General features: G+C 69.5%; 15 protein-coding genes. 9 read left to right on the plus strand and 6 right to left on the minus strand.

Going from position 1 to position 15,561, the window contains the following annotated elements; genetic code table 11:
- Positions 1-61 precede the first annotated feature (61 nt).
- Together menD and BN1701_RS23965 are read right to left on the minus strand one after the other, a co-directional pair.
- Entirely contained in the window at positions 62-1,738 is a 1,677-nt protein-coding gene (gene menD, locus BN1701_RS23960) for a 2-succinyl-5-enolpyruvyl-6-hydroxy-3-cyclohexene-1-carboxylic-acid synthase (RefSeq protein ID WP_054052419.1), read from the minus strand.
- 94 nt (positions 1,739-1,832) lie between these two features.
- Complete coding sequence (locus BN1701_RS23965; RefSeq protein WP_054052421.1) at positions 1,833-3,149, minus strand: hypothetical protein; 1,317 nt, start codon at positions 3,147-3,149, stop codon at positions 1,833-1,835.
- A 71-nt stretch (positions 3,150-3,220) separates the two neighbouring features.
- Between BN1701_RS23965 and BN1701_RS23970 the strand changes: the two genes are divergently transcribed.
- A complete protein-coding gene (locus BN1701_RS23970) occupies positions 3,221-4,132 on the plus strand; it encodes a 1,4-dihydroxy-2-naphthoyl-CoA synthase (protein WP_054052423.1) in 912 nt (303 codons plus the stop codon).
- 158 nt (positions 4,133-4,290) lie between these two features.
- Here the strand turns inward: BN1701_RS23970 and BN1701_RS23975 are convergent, their stop codons facing one another.
- Entirely contained in the window at positions 4,291-5,151 is an 861-nt protein-coding gene (locus BN1701_RS23975) for an arylamine N-acetyltransferase (protein WP_054052425.1), read from the minus strand.
- 42 nt (positions 5,152-5,193) lie between these two features.
- Between BN1701_RS23975 and menE the strand changes: the two genes are divergently transcribed.
- From menE to BN1701_RS23990, 3 genes are all read left to right on the plus strand, one after another.
- Entirely contained in the window at positions 5,194-6,312 is a 1,119-nt protein-coding gene (menE, locus tag BN1701_RS23980; protein WP_054052427.1) for an o-succinylbenzoate--CoA ligase, read from the plus strand.
- A 41-nt stretch (positions 6,313-6,353) separates the two neighbouring features.
- Positions 6,354-6,803 (plus strand): YdeI/OmpD-associated family protein, encoded by a 450-nt coding sequence (locus BN1701_RS23985; protein ID WP_054056084.1) that lies wholly within the window; start codon positions 6,354-6,356, stop codon positions 6,801-6,803.
- Positions 6,804-6,866: 63 nt separating this feature from the next.
- Positions 6,867-7,712, plus strand: coding sequence for a carbohydrate kinase family protein (locus BN1701_RS23990; protein WP_054052429.1), 846 nt, complete (start codon positions 6,867-6,869; stop codon positions 7,710-7,712).
- Between the two features lie 70 nt (positions 7,713-7,782).
- Here the strand turns inward: BN1701_RS23990 and BN1701_RS23995 are convergent, their stop codons facing one another.
- Positions 7,783-11,070 (minus strand): carbohydrate binding domain-containing protein, encoded by a 3,288-nt coding sequence (locus BN1701_RS23995; RefSeq protein ID WP_082860015.1) that lies wholly within the window; start codon positions 11,068-11,070, stop codon positions 7,783-7,785.
- Between the two features lie 240 nt (positions 11,071-11,310).
- On the opposite strand from BN1701_RS23995, the gene BN1701_RS24000 reads away from it, so the two are divergent.
- From BN1701_RS24000 to BN1701_RS34610, 5 genes are all read left to right on the plus strand, one after another.
- Positions 11,311-12,426 (plus strand): FAD-dependent monooxygenase, encoded by a 1,116-nt coding sequence (locus BN1701_RS24000; RefSeq protein WP_054052432.1) that lies wholly within the window; start codon positions 11,311-11,313, stop codon positions 12,424-12,426.
- Between the two features lie 24 nt (positions 12,427-12,450).
- Complete coding sequence (locus tag BN1701_RS24005) at positions 12,451-13,323, plus strand: 1,4-dihydroxy-2-naphthoate polyprenyltransferase (protein WP_054052434.1); 873 nt, start codon at positions 12,451-12,453, stop codon at positions 13,321-13,323.
- A gap of 75 nt (positions 13,324-13,398) precedes the next feature.
- Entirely contained in the window at positions 13,399-14,298 is a 900-nt protein-coding gene (locus tag BN1701_RS24010; RefSeq protein ID WP_082860016.1) for a helix-turn-helix transcriptional regulator, read from the plus strand.
- Positions 14,264-14,458 carry a DUF397 domain-containing protein gene (locus BN1701_RS24015; RefSeq protein ID WP_157368190.1) on the plus strand — a complete coding sequence of 65 codons (195 nt, stop codon included), beginning with the start codon at positions 14,264-14,266 and terminating at the stop codon, positions 14,456-14,458. Before BN1701_RS24010 ends, BN1701_RS24015 begins: the two co-directional genes overlap by 35 nt.
- The gene (locus tag BN1701_RS34610; RefSeq protein ID WP_082860017.1) at positions 14,455-14,655 is read left to right on the plus strand and encodes a DUF397 domain-containing protein; all 201 of its coding nucleotides are present in this window, start codon (positions 14,455-14,457) and stop codon (positions 14,653-14,655) included. Before BN1701_RS24015 ends, BN1701_RS34610 begins: the two co-directional genes overlap by 4 nt.
- On the opposite strand, the gene BN1701_RS24020 is transcribed toward BN1701_RS34610, so the two are convergent.
- Both BN1701_RS24020 and BN1701_RS24025 read right to left on the minus strand, forming a co-directional pair.
- Positions 14,652-15,245, minus strand: a complete 594-nt coding sequence (locus BN1701_RS24020; RefSeq protein ID WP_054052439.1) for an ATP/GTP-binding protein — start codon at positions 15,243-15,245, stop codon at positions 14,652-14,654. The genes BN1701_RS34610 and BN1701_RS24020 overlap by 4 nt on opposite strands.
- Positions 15,223-15,534, minus strand: a complete 312-nt coding sequence (locus BN1701_RS24025) for a DUF742 domain-containing protein (protein WP_054056086.1) — start codon at positions 15,532-15,534, stop codon at positions 15,223-15,225. The genes BN1701_RS24020 and BN1701_RS24025 overlap by 23 nt, the downstream gene beginning before the upstream one ends.
- Positions 15,535-15,561: the final 27 nt, after the last annotated feature.

The raw sequence follows: 15,561 nt of genomic DNA on the forward strand, positions 1-15,561 counted from the left end.
TACGATTGGTCGCCTATCTGGTGACGGCGCGTAATGCGGTCACCGTGGTCGGCCGCCGTCACTAGCCGACCGCTTCAGCCACCGCGTCGCGGAGGCGGGCGTGGGTCGCGCGCAAATGGCTTCGGTCGGTGCGGACCTCGATCACCCGTAGGCCGGGAGCCGGAGACAGTGCCTTCTCGAACGTCGTCGGGGAGTCGGCGAGGGTGTGGGGGACGTGGAAGCCCGCGCAGAGTCGGGCGAGGTCAGCGCCATGGGGGGTGCCGAAGACTCGCTCGAAGCTGGTGGCGTGTTCGGGGGCGCCCTGTTCGAGCAGGGAGAAGATGCCGCCGCCGTCGTCGTTCAGGACTACGACGGTGAGGTCGGGGCGCTGTTCGGCGGGGCCGATGAGCAGGGCGTTGAGGTCGTGCAGGAACGTCAGGTCGCCGACCAGGGCGTAGGTCGGGGTGGCCGAGCCGATGGCGATGCCCGCGGCGGTGGAGACGTTGCCGTCGATGCCCGCGACGCCGCGGTTGGCGTGGATGGTGAGGTCGGCGCGGGGGTCGGCGGCGATGTCGACGTCGCGGACCGGGTTGGAGGAGCCGAGGAAGAGGGTGGCGCCGGTGGGCAGGGCGGCGACCAGGTCGCGGGCGATGTGGGCGCCGGTGGGCCAGCCGTGCTGGTCGAGCACGGTGTCGACGGCGTCGGCGGCGGCTTCCTCGGCGGTGCGCCAGCCCGCGAGCCAGGCCGGGTCGTGGTCGGTTACGTGGGCGAGGTCGTCCTCGTCCAGCCAGCCGCGCACGTGGGTGGCCACATACTGCGGATCTGTCCACTGTGGATGGTCGCCGATGCCGTACACCGCCACTCGGTCCATCAGCCCGCGCACCCCGCGCGACAGGGTCGGGCGGCCGACGACGATGACGGCGTCCGGCCGGAGGTGTTCGGGGAGGGCGCCGCCGCCCAGCAGGAGCGGCCCCCGGCGCAGGACGTGGGCGCCGCTCACCACGGCCGCCGCGGCGCCGACGGGCTCGGCGATGACGGGCCAGCCCACCTTCGCCGCGACCCCGGCCGCCGCCAGCGCGCGGGCCGGGTCGCCGCTGCCGACGACCATGAGGGACCGGGCGGGCAGCGGGAAGTCGACGCGGTTGCCGGGGACCGTTCGCGCGGCCGACGAGGTGGTCCAGCGGGCACCGTCGGGGCGGCCGTCGAGGCTGTCGGGCCAGGGGGCGACGTCGGTCGGCACCAAGGGTTCGCGGAACGGGATGTTGAGCTGGACCGGGCGACCGGTCTCGGCGCGGGCAACCCCGCGGCACACCAGCCCCCGCCACACCGGGTTGAGCCCGGCGCGCGCCTCGGCGACCGGGAAGTCGACCGCGACGGCGGAGCTGCCGAAGATGTTGCGCTGGTCGATGGTCTGGTTGGCGCCGGTGCCGTGCAGCTCCGGGGGGCGGTCGGCGGTGAGCAGGAGCAGGCCGACGCCGGAGTGGTGGGCTTCGAGGACCGCCGGGTGCAGATTGGCGACGGCGGTGCCGGAGGTGCAGACGACAGCCGCCGGCCTGCCGGTGGCCCGGCCGAGCCCGAGCGCGAGGAACGCGGCGGACCGCTCGTCCACGCGGACATGCAGGGTGATCCGACCTTCGGCCTTGTGCAGCGCGAGCAACAGCGCGGCGTCGCGGGAGCCGGGACAGAGGACGACGTGGCGGATGTCGTTGCGGATCAACTCGTCGACGATGACGGTGGCCATCGCGGTGGACGGGTTCACCAGGCGACCCTTCGGGTTTGATCGGAGGGAACGGCGGCCACGCGGTCACCGGCAAGCGCGGCCGCTCGCTGTCGCACGTGGGCCGGGCGCGCGGTCATGGGATCGCCAGGGTGCGTTGGGGGAACAGGACGCGGGTGCGCAGGGCCCAGCGGGCGATGGACACGCCCGCCTCGGTGAGGCCGACCCGGCGCGCGGTCCAGTCGGCGTCGAGCGCGTCCAGGGTGCGGAGTCTGCGCAGGAGCCAGGAGCCGACCTTCTCGGCGTGGGCGGCGCCCAAGGGGGCACCGTTCGGATCGGTCCACTGTTCCTCGCCCAGCACATAGGTGATCTTGCCGAAGATCCGGTCGGGGGACATCCGGTCCTCCAGCAGCAGCGCGGCGAAGGTGACCTCCTGGATCACCGCCAGCGCGGGCCGGTCGAGCGCGACGATGCCCTCGCCGACGGCCATCAGCAGCGCGTCCGGGTCGTCGACGACGGTGGCGCCGCGGTCGGTCAGCCGGAGCCTGCGGTTGTCGCGTTCGACCAGGCCAAGGTCGGAGGCCAGTTCGCGGAGCAGCCGGACCGGGGGCCAGCGGGACTCGCCGCGGCCGGTTGACGGGTTCTCGCGGCACGCGGGCATGATCGCGGCCAGGTCGGCGACGAGGTCGGTGGGCAGGTAGCCGTGGTCGGTCAGCCGGACTCCGGGGCCGCGGCACGCGTCGAGCAGGCTCTCCAGCGCGGGCAGGTCGTGGCCCTCGGCATCGGGGGCGCGGCGGACGTCCGGGCGCAGCCGGACCAGCAGCTCGCGGCGGGTCTGGCTGCCCCGGCCGCGGGTCCACGAGTCGAGCCGCTCATCGAGGAGCTTGCCGAACCAGGTGTCCGTGCCGTCGGTCTCCGGGCTCATCAGCAGCCGCATGACCAGCTCGACCCGATCGGACTCGTCGTCGCCGTCGGACCGCAGGGTGCCCGCGTCGATGGCCTCCTCCAGCATCCGGCCCGCCGCCGCGCGCAGCGCCTGTTCGACGTCGCCCGCGCGGTCTGACCAGGTCAGCGTGGGCGTGTTGGGCGGATGGACGCCCGAGGCCCGCCACGCCTGCTCGACCAGGACCCGGTAGCGGGCGTCCTCGGCGTCGAGGATGGCGCGGGTGATCTCGCCGCGGCACAGGTCGGCGTAGCCGGTGTGGCCGAGCAGGTCGAGCAGTTCGGCGAAGGCCGCGCACGTGTCGTGGACGTCGGCGAAGGCGTCGGCGCCGTCGGGGCGGCGGGCGGCCAGCGGAAGCGTGCCCCACACCATCTGCTGGACCTCGTAGCGGGTGACCTTGGTCGGGTGCGCCGCGGTCGCGCGCATCACCTGCCAGAGGGCGTGCGCGTGTTTCGCGGCGGTGTCGTCCCGCCTGCGAATCACTTCCAGAGCCGAGTCCAGGTCGTGCACCAGCCCAGCTTTACACGCCGACCCCCAACCCCGCGAACGACTGTCCACAGGTCCGCCGGCATGCTCGGCGCGTGGCTGACCGCGAGGTATCCGAGTTGTTCGACCCGGCGCAGTGGCGCGAGATCGACGGGTTCGACTTCACCGACATCACCTACCACCGCGCCGTGGACACCGGAGCCGTCCGGATCGCGTTCGACCGGCCCGAGGTCCGAAACGCCTTCCGCCCGCACACGGTGGACGAGCTGTATCGCGCACTCGACCACGCGCGGATGAGCTCCGATGTGGGCTGCGTGCTGCTCACCGGCAACGGCCCGTCGGCCAAGGACGGCGGCTGGGCCTTCTGCAGCGGCGGTGACCAGCGCATTCGCGGCCGCACGGGCTACCAGTACGCCAGCGGCGAGACCGCCGAGACAGTCGACCCCGCCCGCGCGGGCCGCCTGCACATCCTGGAGTGCCAGCGGCTGATCCGGTTCATGCCCAAGGTCGTCATCGCCGTGGTCCCTGGCTGGGCGGCGGGCGGGGGGCACAGCCTGCACGTGACCTGCGACCTGACCCTGGCCAGCACCGAGCACGCCCGCTTCAAGCAGACCGACGCCGACGTCGGCAGCTTCGACGGCGGATTCGGCTCGGCCTACCTGGCCCGCCAGGTCGGCCAGAAGTTCGCCCGCGAGATCTTCTTCCTCGGCCGCACGTACACCGCCGAGGACATGGTCAAGATGGGCGCGGTCAACCAGGCGGTGCCACACGCGGAGCTGGAAGCGACCGCCCTGGAGTGGGCGCGGGAGATCAACGGCAAGTCGCCGACGGCGCAGCGGATGCTCAAGTACGCGTTCAACGCCATCGACGACGGGCTCGTTGGCCAGCAGATCTTCGCGGGCGAGACCACCCGGTTGGCCTACATGACCGACGAGGCCGTCGAGGGCCGCGACTCGTTCCTGGAGAAGCGCGACCCGGACTGGTCGCGCTTTCCTTATTACTACTAGGCGGGTCCTGTGGATCACGGCAGGTGGGATTCGTGATCCGCGTGGTTCCTGGGCGTGCCGCGGGGACGGTCGCGTACTGGTTGTCCGTGGCCGTTCCCGCGGTGCGTCCAGGGGCCGCGCGGGCGCGGATAGCGCCTGCCGTGATCCACAGGACGCGCCTAAGCGCGCGTTGCCAGGTACGCCTCGTGGTCGGCGCTCACACGCTCCCACAAGGCGGCCTTGCGGTCGGCGGAGACGTCGTGCAGCGGGAGCCGGAAGGTGTCGGCGAGCAGGTCGAAGTAGTCGGCCCTGGTGTCGAGCATGGTCTTGTCCCGGCCGGACTTGTCGGTGGTGGTGAGGACCCGTCCGCGCAGCTCGCTGAGGCTGTCGGCGTCGCGCCGGGCGGCCGTCACGACTCGGACGAAGCCGGACTCGGACGAGGTCGACAGCCGCTCGTGCTCGGCGGTGAAGTCCTCGACCGCCGCCTCCGCCGGGGCGAAGTCCATGCCGAGGAATGACCCCTGCGGGTCATGGTCGAACCGCCACCCGGTCTCCGACGGCCGCAGCGCGAAGTCGTACGGCGCGTGGGTGAAGGCGCTCTCGACCAGGGGCACGGGCTCGTACAGCCCGTCGCCGAGGCCGGTGTCGACCAGCCACACCGCGTCGTCCAGGCCGTGGACCTCCAGGACGAGGTGGTTGCCGGTGGCCCCGCGCGGGTGCTCGGCGGTGCCCTGGACGCCGCCGACCCGCCAGTGCACGTCGAACCCGAGCCAGTCGAGCAGCGCGCCGAGGGCGCCGTTGAGGTGGTAGCAGTAGCCGCCGCGCCCGCGCGCCAGGTAGCGCACGGAGTCGATCGGATCGATGGTGCGGGCCTCGCCGAGGGCGATCCACACCGTCTCATAAGGAACGCGCTCGACTTGCGCGCGGTGCAGAGCGCTGAGCGTCTCCAGCGTGGGTGGCGGCACCGAACGCCAGCCCAGACGCGCCAAGTACGCGTCGCGCAGCGGTTCGTTCACCTGTCGCACCCAGGGTTTCGCCATTGGCAGAGGCTAGGGCATGCCCCGGTGGGAGACACTATGCGTATGCACCGCCTTCGAGTTCTCGATACGGACACGGTCCCCGAGCTGATCCGTGCCCTGCGCGCGGCGCTCGACGGCTCCGGCCCGGCGGTGCTGCCCCTCGGTCCTGATCAGACAGCGGACGGGATGGGCCTCGACGAACCGGTCGAACCGGACACGGCGCTGGTCGTGCGGACGTCCGGTTCGACGGGGACACCCAAGGGAGTTCTGCTGTCCGCGTCGGCTCTGCGCGCGTCGGCGACGGCGACCCACGAGCGGCTTGGCGGGCCTGGCGTGTGGCTGCTGGCGATGCCCACGTATCACATCGCGGGAATCCAGGTGCTGGTCCGCTCGATCCTCGCGGGTACGGAACCTGTTGTGCTGCAAGCGAAGAACTTCCGCCCACGCGCCTTTGTGGAGGCCGCGTCGGACGCGCTGGGCTCCATCGGGCCGGTCTACACCTCGCTGGTGCCGACCCAGCTCACCCGAATCGTCAACGACGGCGGCGACGCGCTGGCCGCCCTGCGCTCCTTCGACGCGGTGCTGGTCGGCGGGGCGGCGGTGTCCCCGGAGATCATGGAGCGCTCGGGGGCACGCATCGTGACCACGTATGGGATGTCGGAGACGGCGGGCGGATGCGTGTACGCCGGCGCACCGCTGTCCGGGGTCGGCGTGCGGGTGGTCGACGGCGTGATCTCGCTGCGCGGGCCGATGCTCGCCCACGGTTATCGACTTGACCCGGCGGGCACCGCGGAGTCCTTTGTGGATGGTTGGTTCCGGACGTCGGACACGGGGACGCTGGAAGGCGGTGCGCTGCGGGTCCTCGGCAGGCTGGACGACGTGATCAACACTGGCGGCGTGAAGGTCGTGGCGGCCGCGGTGGAGCGGGTGCTGACCGCGCAGCCGCGCGTCACCGACGCCTGCGTGCTCGGGCTGCCGGACCCGGAGTGGGGCCAGCGAGTCGCGGCGGCGGTGGCGGTCGGGTCCGACGGGTGGGCGAACGCGGAGTCGCTGCGGGCGGCGGTTCGGGAGGCGCTGGGACCCGCGGCGGTGCCGAAGGTGATCGCGGTGGTGGATGAACTGCCGTTGACCGGGCCGGGGAAGGTTGACCGGCTGGCGGTGGAACGCCTGTTCCCCGCCTAGTGTCGTGCCAACCGACGTTCATCCCTCAGAAGGGATCCGCCATGAGATTTCGTGCCGAGTTGGAGTCGACCGGCAAGACCGCCGCGGGTTTCGAGGTGCCCGAGCAGGTTGTTGAAAGCCTCGGCGGGGGCGGCCACCCCAAGGTGTCCGCCACGGTCAACGGCTTCACGTTCCGAACCTCGATCGCCAAGATGGGCGGCCGGTTCCTCCTGGGAGTGAGCGCCGAACGGCGGGCCGCGGCAGGCATCGAAGCCGGGCAGGTCTTCGACGTCGACGTGGAACTCGACACCGCGCCCCGGGAGATCGAGGTACCCGACGACCTCTCCGCCGCGTTGGCCGCCGACGCCCAAGCCAAGGACTTCTGGGACACACTGACCCACAGCAAACAGTCGTGGCACGTCCACCAGGTGACCAGCGCCAAGAAAGTCGAGACGCGAGCCGCCCGGGTCGAGAAGTCGATCACGATGCTTCGCGCGGGCCAGGCCCGCTGAACGCGACGGCCGGTTCGTCCGATCATCGCTGTCCTTTCGATGATCATGCTCCACAATGGAGGTATGCGAAAGCCAAAGGTGTTCGTCGCAGGCCCGGTGTCGTGGAACCGGCTGGTGTTCCTGGACCGCTTGCCCGAGGCTCGGCCGCACACCGTGTTCGCGTCGGGGCACCGGATGGCGGTCGGCGGCACTTCCGCGGGCAAGGCGTTGAACCTGGCCTCGCTCGGCGCGGACGTCACGGTGCGGACCGTGGTGGGCGACGACGCTGCCGGGCGGGCGGTGCTCGACGTGCTCGCGCGGGCCGGGGTGGAGGTGATCGCCGAGGTGGCCGACGGCGCCACCGAGCAGCACCTCAACCTGATGGACCCGCACGGTGGGCGGGTGTCGATCTACCTTGAGGTGCCGCGACCGCGCGCCATCAGGCACGACGAGCGGGCGGCGGCGGCACTCGCCGCGGCCGACGCGGCGGTGATCGACCTCGCCGACCACGCCCGGCCGTTGCTCGCCGCCGCGTGGGAGGCCGGGGTGCCGGTGTGGTGCGACCTGCACGACTACGACGGTGTGGCGGACTTCCACCGCGACTTCGTGGAAGCCGCCGACCACGTGTTCCTCAACAACGACGGCTTCGTGGGCGAGAGCGCGTTGCTGCGGTTCTTGACCTCGCTCGACAAGCCCGCGGTGGCGACGCTCGGGGCCGACGGCGCGCTGGGCGTGGCCGATGGCGCCGTCCACCGCGTCCCCGCCGTGCCGATCGAGAAGATCGTGGACACCAACGGCGCCGGGGACGCGTTCTTCTCCGGCTTCCTGATCGCCCACCTCGCGGGCGCGGACGTGCCCGCGGCGATGGCCGCCGGGGCCGATCAGGCCGCCCGCTGCCTGGGCTCACCGAACCTGGCGCCGGAGAAATGACGGCTTGCAGAAAGAGTTTGCAAGGAACCGGCGGGCGGGCAGTGCGGAGAACACGCCCGCCCGCCGGAACTCACTTCAGGTACGTCCCGTCGACGCCGACCTTGCCCGGCGCGGGGTTGCCGGGAAGGTCCAGCACGTACACCCGCAGGTTGCCCTTGCCGCCCACCGACGCGGTCAGGCTGCCGCCGGTGACGACCCTCGTGTCACCGGTGACCACGTCGCGGTAGGTGCCGTTGGGGATGCCGCTGAACGTCGCCGACCCGGAGACGGTGATCAACGCGAAGCTGTCCACCGACCCGGCCGTGTAGCGGCGCTTGAACGCCATGCCGCCGGAGACGCCGTCGGTCGAGTACTGGCCCTTCTGCAGCGCGGGCACCGCCCTGCGGATCTGATTGAGCCGCTGCACGTGCTTGACCAGCGGCTTCTGCATCGTGGTCGCGACCATGCCGGACGCGGACGACACCACGCCGAAGTCCGAGGCGGTGATCTGCCCCGCGATCTGGTCGCCGTAGTAGGCCCGCCCGGTGGTGGCCAACGGGCACGTCGGTCCGCAGTCGATCGGCTTGCCCGCCTGGAACTCGATCTCCGAGCCGTAGTACAGCGTCGGGATGCCCCGGAACGTCCACATCAGACTCATGTTCTCCGCCCACGCGTCCGTGCCGCCCGAGTACCGCACGCTGGACTTGTTCGGCCCAAAGTCGTGCGAGTCCACGTAGGTCACGTTGTAGGTGGCGTCGTTGGTGGAGTCGTCGGAGTCCTTGGCGTTCCAGAACGCGTTGTTCGCGTCACCGAAGTTCATGTGCATGCGCATGTCGATGATGTTCATGCCGGAGAACTTCGAGTGGTCCGGGGCGTGGTAGGTGTTGCCGTCGAGGAACGCGTTGCGGCTCGTCGGCTGCGCGGCCGGGCCCTGCCCCTGCTCGAACTCGTACTGCTCCAGCGCGGCGGTGGCGTCGTCGGCGCTGTACTCGCGGCGCTCCTTCCAAGTGAAGAACTGCGCCGAGTGGTTGACCGAGCCTCGGTTCCACTTGTCGTTGACGAACGCGGCGACCTCGCCGAAGACCAAGAAGTCGCGGCCCTTGTCGCCGAACTTCGCGGTGGCGTGCTGCTGGATCGCGGGCAGGAACCGGCGGTTCCACGTCACCCTCGGGATGTGCACGGCGGTGTCCACCCGGAAGCCGTCCACACCCATGTCGATGAACCGGTTGTAGGCGTCGATCAGGTACTTCTGCACGATCGGGTTCTCGGTGTTGAAGTCGGCCAGATCCTCGTGCAGCCAACACGACCGCGAGTCCTCGCCCTCCCAGTTGCCGATCCAGCAGCGGTGGTAAAGCTGGGCGGGGAACATGCCCGAGGTGGGGCTTGGCCACTGGCAGCTGTAGATCCGGTGCCCCTCCGGGCTCGAGAACTGGGTGGGTTTGCCCCAGTCGACGCACGTGTTGCCAGTCGGTTCGGTGGTCGACCACAGATCGCCGTTGTAGTACGACTTGCCGGTGGTCGGATCGATGGTCAGGCCGTCGTACTCGAAGCCCTGCACCGGCTGGTCGTAGTACCAGGACCACTGGTTGTCGCGGACGCCGAACACCTTCGCCTGGAACAGGCCCTTCGCGCCCCAGCGGGAACTGTGGTTGTAGACGACGTCCTGGTAGATCTTCATGCCCTTGGCGTGCGCGGTGTTGATCAGGTCCTGATAGGTCGCGCCGGGTGTCTCCAGACGCGGGTCGACGCGGTAGAAGTCCCAGCCGTGGTAGCCGTGGAAGTCGTAGTCCGAGCGGTTGAGCACGACCGGGGTGATCCACACCGCGGAGAAGCCGAGGCCCTTGATGTAGTCGAGCTTGTCGACCAGGCCCTGGAAGTCGCCGCGGAACATCGGGTCGTTGTTGGCCGCGTTGCCGGAGCGGGTGTGCTGGCTGCCGCCCCGGTTGTTGGCCGGGACGCCGTCGTTGAAGCGGGCGGTCATCACGAAGTAGATCGAGTCCTCGCGCGGATCGCCACCCAACGGGGTGCCGCCAGTCGGTGGGGGCGGCGCGTCGCCCGTGGTCACCGCGACGGACGTGGTGGCGGCGGACTTGTTGCCCGCCGCGTCGTAGGCCTTGAGGGTGTAGGTGTAGGTCGTGTTCGCGGTCAGCGGGCCGTCGGTGAAGCCCACTGAGCCGGTGTTGCGCACGACGGTGCCCAACTCGCCGCCGGTTCGGGTGATCTCGTAGCCCGCGACCGCGACGTTGTCGGTGGCGGCGGTCCACATCAGCGCGACGGTGAGCCCGGACGCCGTGGCCGTCAGGTTGGTCGGCACGCTCGGCGCGGTCGTGTCCGGCGGCGGTGGGGGTCCGCAGGGGTCTTCGGCGGCCGCGGTGACCACGCCGTCTTTGACGGTGCTGCGGCCGGTGCCGATGGTGTAGTTGGCGTTATTGTTGTTGTCCCACTGGCCAGAACCGTTGTTGAACGCGGCTTTCAGACTGGTGGCCGTGCCCAGATCGACCGACGCGCGGGCCCAGTCCGCGCAGACTTGCTCCATTCGCAGGCCCGGCACCGTGGTCCAAGCGCCACCGGTGGGCTGGTAATGGATGTGGGTGGTGGTCCAGGCGCGGGTCTTGGTGAAGTAGTAGACCTCGGCGTCCTCGGTCGGCGGTGGGGGTCCGCAGGGGTCGGCCGCGGCCGCGGTGACCACGCCGTCTTTGACGGTGCTGCGGCCGGTGCCGATGGTGTAGTTGGCGTTGCTGTTGTTGTCCCACTGGCCAGAACCGTTGTTGAACGCGGCTTTCAGGCTGGTGGCCGTGCCCAGGTTGACCGACGCGCGGGCCCAGTCCGCGCAGACTTGCTCCATTCGCACGCCGGGCACGGTGGTCCAAGCACCGCCCGTGGGCTGGTAGTGGATGTTGGTGGTGGTCCAATTTCGGGTCTTGGTGAAGTAGTAGACCTCTGCGTTCTCGGCAGGCGGTGGGGGTCCGCAGGGGTCGCCGGTGCCCACGACTCCGGCGGCGACCGTGACGTCGCCCGTGCCCAGGCTGTAGTTCCGCCCGTTGTTGTTGTCCCAGGTGCCCGAGCCGTTGTTGAACACGGCGACAAGGCCAGTGGCGGTGCCGAGCGCGACGGTCCGGCGCACCCAGCCCGCGCACGCCGCTTCCATGCGTTCGCCCGGCACGGCGGTCCACGGCCCATTGCTCGGCTGGTAGTGCAGATTGGCGACCGGCCAGCCGGACGGCAGGCGGTAGAAAACGGTCGTGGTCTCGGCTGCGACCGGCACGACGGCCGGTATGGGTATCGAGTCCCCGGCGGAACCGCTCGGCGCGGCCCAGGTGGCCGCGGCCAGCCCCGCTGCCACGAGTAAGGCGGCCAGTTGTCGCGATCTTCCTCGCATCACTGCTCCCGTCACGCGTCCTTGCGCAAGGACCTGCAATTCTTTGCAGACTAGACCCGAGGTCACGAGACTGTAAACGGCCCGAGAGCCCGAATTGACCAATCTTTCGCAAGAGCTTGCAAGGCTGGGGTCGGCCGGGAGTCGCGCCACGCTCTGGGTCGTTGATGTCCGAGGTGGACCCCGACCCCAAGATCTGTGTATGGTTATTGCGTACGACATACACAGAGGGGGATCTCCACCATGCCAACCGTTCTCATCTCCGGCAGCGGCATCGCGGGCGCCACGCTCGCCTACTGGCTGAACCGGCACGGCTTCAAGACGACGATCGTCGAACGCGCGCCAGAACCCCGCTTAGGCGGTCAGGCCGTCGACATCCGCGGCGCCGCGCTCGACGTGGTCGAGCGCATGGGGGTGCTCGCGGAGATCAAGGCCGCCAAGACAGGCATGCGCGGGATGACCGTGGTCGACCGCGACGGCAACGAACTCATGTCCACCACCGAGGAGACCCTCACCGGCGGCCTCATCGACAGCCCCGACGTCGAGATCATGCGCGACGACCTGGTGTCGATCCTCAACCGGCTGACCGACGACACCAAGTACCTGTTCGACGACACCATCACCGCCCTCGAACAGGACCCCGAAGGCGTCCTCGTCACCTTCGAGAACGCGCCGCCGCGCCGGTACGACCTGGTCATCGGGGCCGACGGGCTGCACTCGCGGGTGCGCAAGCTGGTGTTCGGCGACGAGGCGAAGTTCCGCAGCCACCTCGGCGTCTATCTCGCGATCTTCTCCATGGACAACCACCTCGGCATCGAGGACTGGCAGACCATGCTGCACGGCGACAACCTCATGGCGATGGTCTACAACGCCCGCGGCGGCACGGTCACGCGTGGCATGCTCGGGTTCGAGTCCGACGTGCTCGACTTCGACCACCGCGACCTCGACGCGCAGAAGCGGATCGTCGAGGAGCGCGTTGGCGACGCAGGTTGGGAGACGCCGCAGATCGTGAAGGCCATGTGGGCGGCGCCGGACTTCTACTTCGACGCGATGAGCCAGATCAAGATGGACCGCTGGTCGAAGGGCCGCGTCGGACTCGTCGGCGACGCTGGGTACTGCCCGGCGCCGCTGTCGGGGCAGGGGACAAGTGCCGCGCTGGTCGGGGCGTACGTCCTCGCGGGCGAACTCGCCAAGGCCGACCCGACGACCGCGTTCGACGCCTACGAGCGGGAGCTGCGGACCTACGTCGAGCAGAACCAGGCCCTTGCCACCGCCAACCCCGGCGGCCCGCCCGCCCCCGAAGCCGTGGCCGCCGCCGCGTCGGGCATCACACTGAAGGACTACGGCACGCGGCGGTAGTCGGCCATCGACCAAGATAGGCCCATGGCAACAGTCGCGGAGTGGATCCAGGGCGCGCGAGTGCGCACGCTGCCGAACTCGGTCGCCCCGGTCCTGGTCGGATCGGGCGCGGCCATGGGCGCGTTCTCCTGGTGGAAGTCCCTGCTCGCGCTGGTTGTCGCCCTGTCGTTGCAGGTCGGGGTGAACTACGCCAACGACTACTCCGACGGCATCCGCGGCACCGACGACAACCGGGTCGGCCCGCTGCGACTGGTCGGATCGGGGGTGGCCACGCCGTCCTCGGTCCGCCTCGCCGCCTTCATCTGCTTCTTCGTGGGCGCGCTCGCGGGGTTGGCGTTGGTTGTCGCCAGTGGACAGTGGTGGCTGCTGGCGGTCGGAGCTGTGTGCATCGCGGGGGCTTGGTACTACACGGGCGGCGACAAGCCTTACGGGTACTCGGGTCTCGGCGAGATCGCGGTGTTCTTGTTCTTCGGTCTGGTGGCGGTGTTGGGGACGCAGTACGTGCAGGCTGAGCGGGTCACATGGGTCGGGCTGCTTGGTGCGGTCGCCATGGGGTGTTTCTCGGCGGCGGTGTTGGTGGCCAACAATCTGCGGGACGTGCCGACGGATCGGGTCGCGGGGAAGCTGACGCTGGCGGTTCGGCTGGGTGAGGCACGGACTCGGGTGCTTTATGCGTCGCTGGTGGCTGTTCCGTTCTTGGTGAGCCTGGCTCTGACTCTAGATACGCCGTGGGCAGTGGTTGGACTGGTGGCGGTGGGGCCGGTTGTGCCTGCGGTGAAACGGGTTTTGGGGAAGCAGACCGGGCCTGGCCTGATTCCCGTGTTGCAGGCGACAGGGCTGGGGATGCTGCTGTGGGCGGTCGTGACGGCACTCGCGCTCGGCTTGTTCCACGGTTAGGAACTGCTAGCGCGATGGGGTGGACTCCAGCGAGACTGCCCGCTACGTAGCGTCTTCCTGCCTATTGTTGGCCCAATGGGAGCACGGAATCGGGCCAGCACGCGCGAATTGGGCGAGCTGCTGCGCACCTACCGCGAGGCGGCGGGTCTGACCATGCGCGAACTCGGCGAGCGCATCGGCCGCAACCTGACAAGCCTGCACCGCATCGAGACCGGCGTACGCGGGGCGACTTCGGAGAGCGAGGTGGTCCACTACATGGCGGCCTGCGGCGCGAGCCCGAAGGATGTCCTCCGCGCCATCGACGTCTGTCGAGAGACCACCGAGTACCGCGGCTATTGGCTCTCACCGCACGACCGATGGATGAGCGACTCGCTGCGTTCGTTCATCTTCCACGAGTCCCGCGCCAGCAAGACGGTGATCTACGAATCCGAACTGATTCCCGGCCTCCTGCAGACCGAGCCCTACGTCCGAGCCCTGTTCGCTCGCGTGGACATGCCGGACGAGGGCCGAACGGCGTTGATTCAGACAAGGCTGGCACGACAGCACGTGATGTTCCGGAACAACCCGGCCAAGTTCACGTTCTTCATCCAGGAACGCGCGCTGAAGCTGGAGGTCGGCGACTACCGGATCATGGCCGAGCAGCTGCTGGCCATGCTGTTCTTCGCCGACCGGTGGAACATCTCGATCCGAATCGTGCCCGCCAAAGCGCGCGAACTCGCTCTGTTCGGAGGCCCGTTCCAACTGCTCGCCTACGACCGGTGCCCGACCCTGGCATACCTGGACGGACCGTTCGGCGGTGTTTTCCTCGAAGAACCCAAGTACGTCGCCCCCTTCCTGAAGCTCAACCGTGAGCTAGCCGGCATTGCCCTCGATGCGGGAGAATCGCGGGCGCTCATCGCCAGCTTGGCCGATGAGTACGACCGGTCGGAAGGCAGCTGGGATGACACGTGGAAGGTGGCGCAAGAGCAGCTATAGCGATGTGCCGCAGGGCTCGTGCGTCGAAGTCTCGCTCGGCACTGACGACGCGGGCATTCGCGACTCCAAGAACGCCTGCGGACCGGCCCTCTCCATCAACCCGGCCGCCTGGGCGGCCTTGGTCGCCCACTCCGTTCGCACGACATCCGATCCGCGATGACGCGCGGACAGTGGCGCAAAAGCAGCTTTAGTCACGTACCCCAAGGCGATTGCGTCGAAGTCTCGCTCAGCACCGACCACGCCGGCATTCGCGACTCCAAGAACACCAACGGACCGGCCCTCTCCATCCAACCGGCCGCTTGGCGTGTGTTCGTCGCCTACTCCGCGCACGAAGTAGGCGACAACAGTCCTGGCTAGCTGACCGCTGCCTGGCGGGCGCGGGCGAAGGTATTGCGGAGCACGGCCAACAGGGCATCCCGGACGGAGAGCTTGTCGCGGGCGTCGAAGATGACCAAGGGCACGTCATCGGCCACCGCCAACGCCCACCGGATGTCCGCCGGATCATGCGCCAGCGAACCGTCGAACTTGTTCACGCCTACGACGAACGGTAAGCCTGCCTTCTCGAAGTAGTCCACCGCCGGATAACAATCATCGATCCGGCGAGTGTCCACAATGACCAGCGCACCCAAGGCCCCGCGCACCAGGTCGCCCCACATGAAGCCGAAGCGGTCCTGGCCGGGGGTGCCGAACAGGTACAGCTTGACCTCTTCGTCGATGGTGATGCAGCCGAAGTCCATGGCCACCGTCGTGGTGGTCTTCGCGGGGACCTGGGCCGCCCGGTCGATCTCGGCGCCGACCGAGGTGATGGCCGCTTCCGTCGTCAGGGGCGAGATCTCGGAGATCGACGCGACCGCGGTCGTCTTGCCGACGCCGAAGCCGCCCGCTATGACGATCTTGACGGGGGTGGGCGGCCGCCCGCTGGGTTCAGCGAATGGCTTCGAGTCCACGAATGACCCTTTCAATCATGCTGAGGTCCTGGGCGAGCCGGGTTCCCGGCCGCCGGACTTCGACGTATCCAAGCGCCGCGAGGTCGGCGACGAGTACTCGCGCTACGCCGATGTGCAATCCGAGGGAGGCGGCGACCTCCGCGACGGACATGGTGGTGCGGCACAAGGTGATGATCTCGCGCCGTTCGAACGCGAGGTCGCGGTGGGCCGCGGCGCCGAGGCGGCTGGACATGACCTGCGCCTCGATCTCCAGGGTGTCGTCGACCGGCTGCGTGCGTCCCGACGTCATCAGGTACGGGCGCAGCAGCGACACGTC

The sequence above is a fragment of the Alloactinosynnema sp. L-07 genome (genome assembly GCF_900070365.1).
In the GTDB taxonomy this organism is placed as follows: Bacteria; Actinomycetota; Actinomycetes; order Mycobacteriales; family Pseudonocardiaceae; genus Actinokineospora.

What these genes read in the sequence shown, in the direction of transcription:
- BN1701_RS24005 (WP_054052434.1), top strand. Translation starts at nt 12,451, where the DNA reads ATGGCAACAGTCGCGGAGTGGATCCAGGGCGCGCGAGTGCGCACGCTG.
- BN1701_RS24025 (WP_054056086.1), bottom strand. Translation starts at nt 15,534, where the DNA reads ATGACGTCGGGACGCACGCAGCCGGTCGACGACACCCTGGAGATCGAG.
- BN1701_RS23990 (WP_054052429.1), top strand. Translation starts at nt 6,867, where the DNA reads ATGCGAAAGCCAAAGGTGTTCGTCGCAGGCCCGGTGTCGTGGAACCGG.
- BN1701_RS23995 (WP_082860015.1), bottom strand. Translation starts at nt 11,070, where the DNA reads ATGCGAGGAAGATCGCGACAACTGGCCGCCTTACTCGTGGCAGCGGGG.
- menE (WP_054052427.1), top strand. Translation starts at nt 5,194, where the DNA reads ATGCACCGCCTTCGAGTTCTCGATACGGACACGGTCCCCGAGCTGATC.
- BN1701_RS24010 (WP_082860016.1), top strand. Translation starts at nt 13,399, where the DNA reads ATGGGAGCACGGAATCGGGCCAGCACGCGCGAATTGGGCGAGCTGCTG.
- BN1701_RS23985 (WP_054056084.1), top strand. Translation starts at nt 6,354, where the DNA reads ATGAGATTTCGTGCCGAGTTGGAGTCGACCGGCAAGACCGCCGCGGGT.
- BN1701_RS24015 (WP_157368190.1), top strand. Translation starts at nt 14,264, where the DNA reads ATGACACGTGGAAGGTGGCGCAAGAGCAGCTATAGCGATGTGCCGCAG.
- BN1701_RS34610 (WP_082860017.1), top strand. Translation starts at nt 14,455, where the DNA reads ATGACGCGCGGACAGTGGCGCAAAAGCAGCTTTAGTCACGTACCCCAA.
- BN1701_RS24000 (WP_054052432.1), top strand. Translation starts at nt 11,311, where the DNA reads ATGCCAACCGTTCTCATCTCCGGCAGCGGCATCGCGGGCGCCACGCTC.
- BN1701_RS23975 (WP_054052425.1), bottom strand. Translation starts at nt 5,151, where the DNA reads ATGGCGAAACCCTGGGTGCGACAGGTGAACGAACCGCTGCGCGACGCG.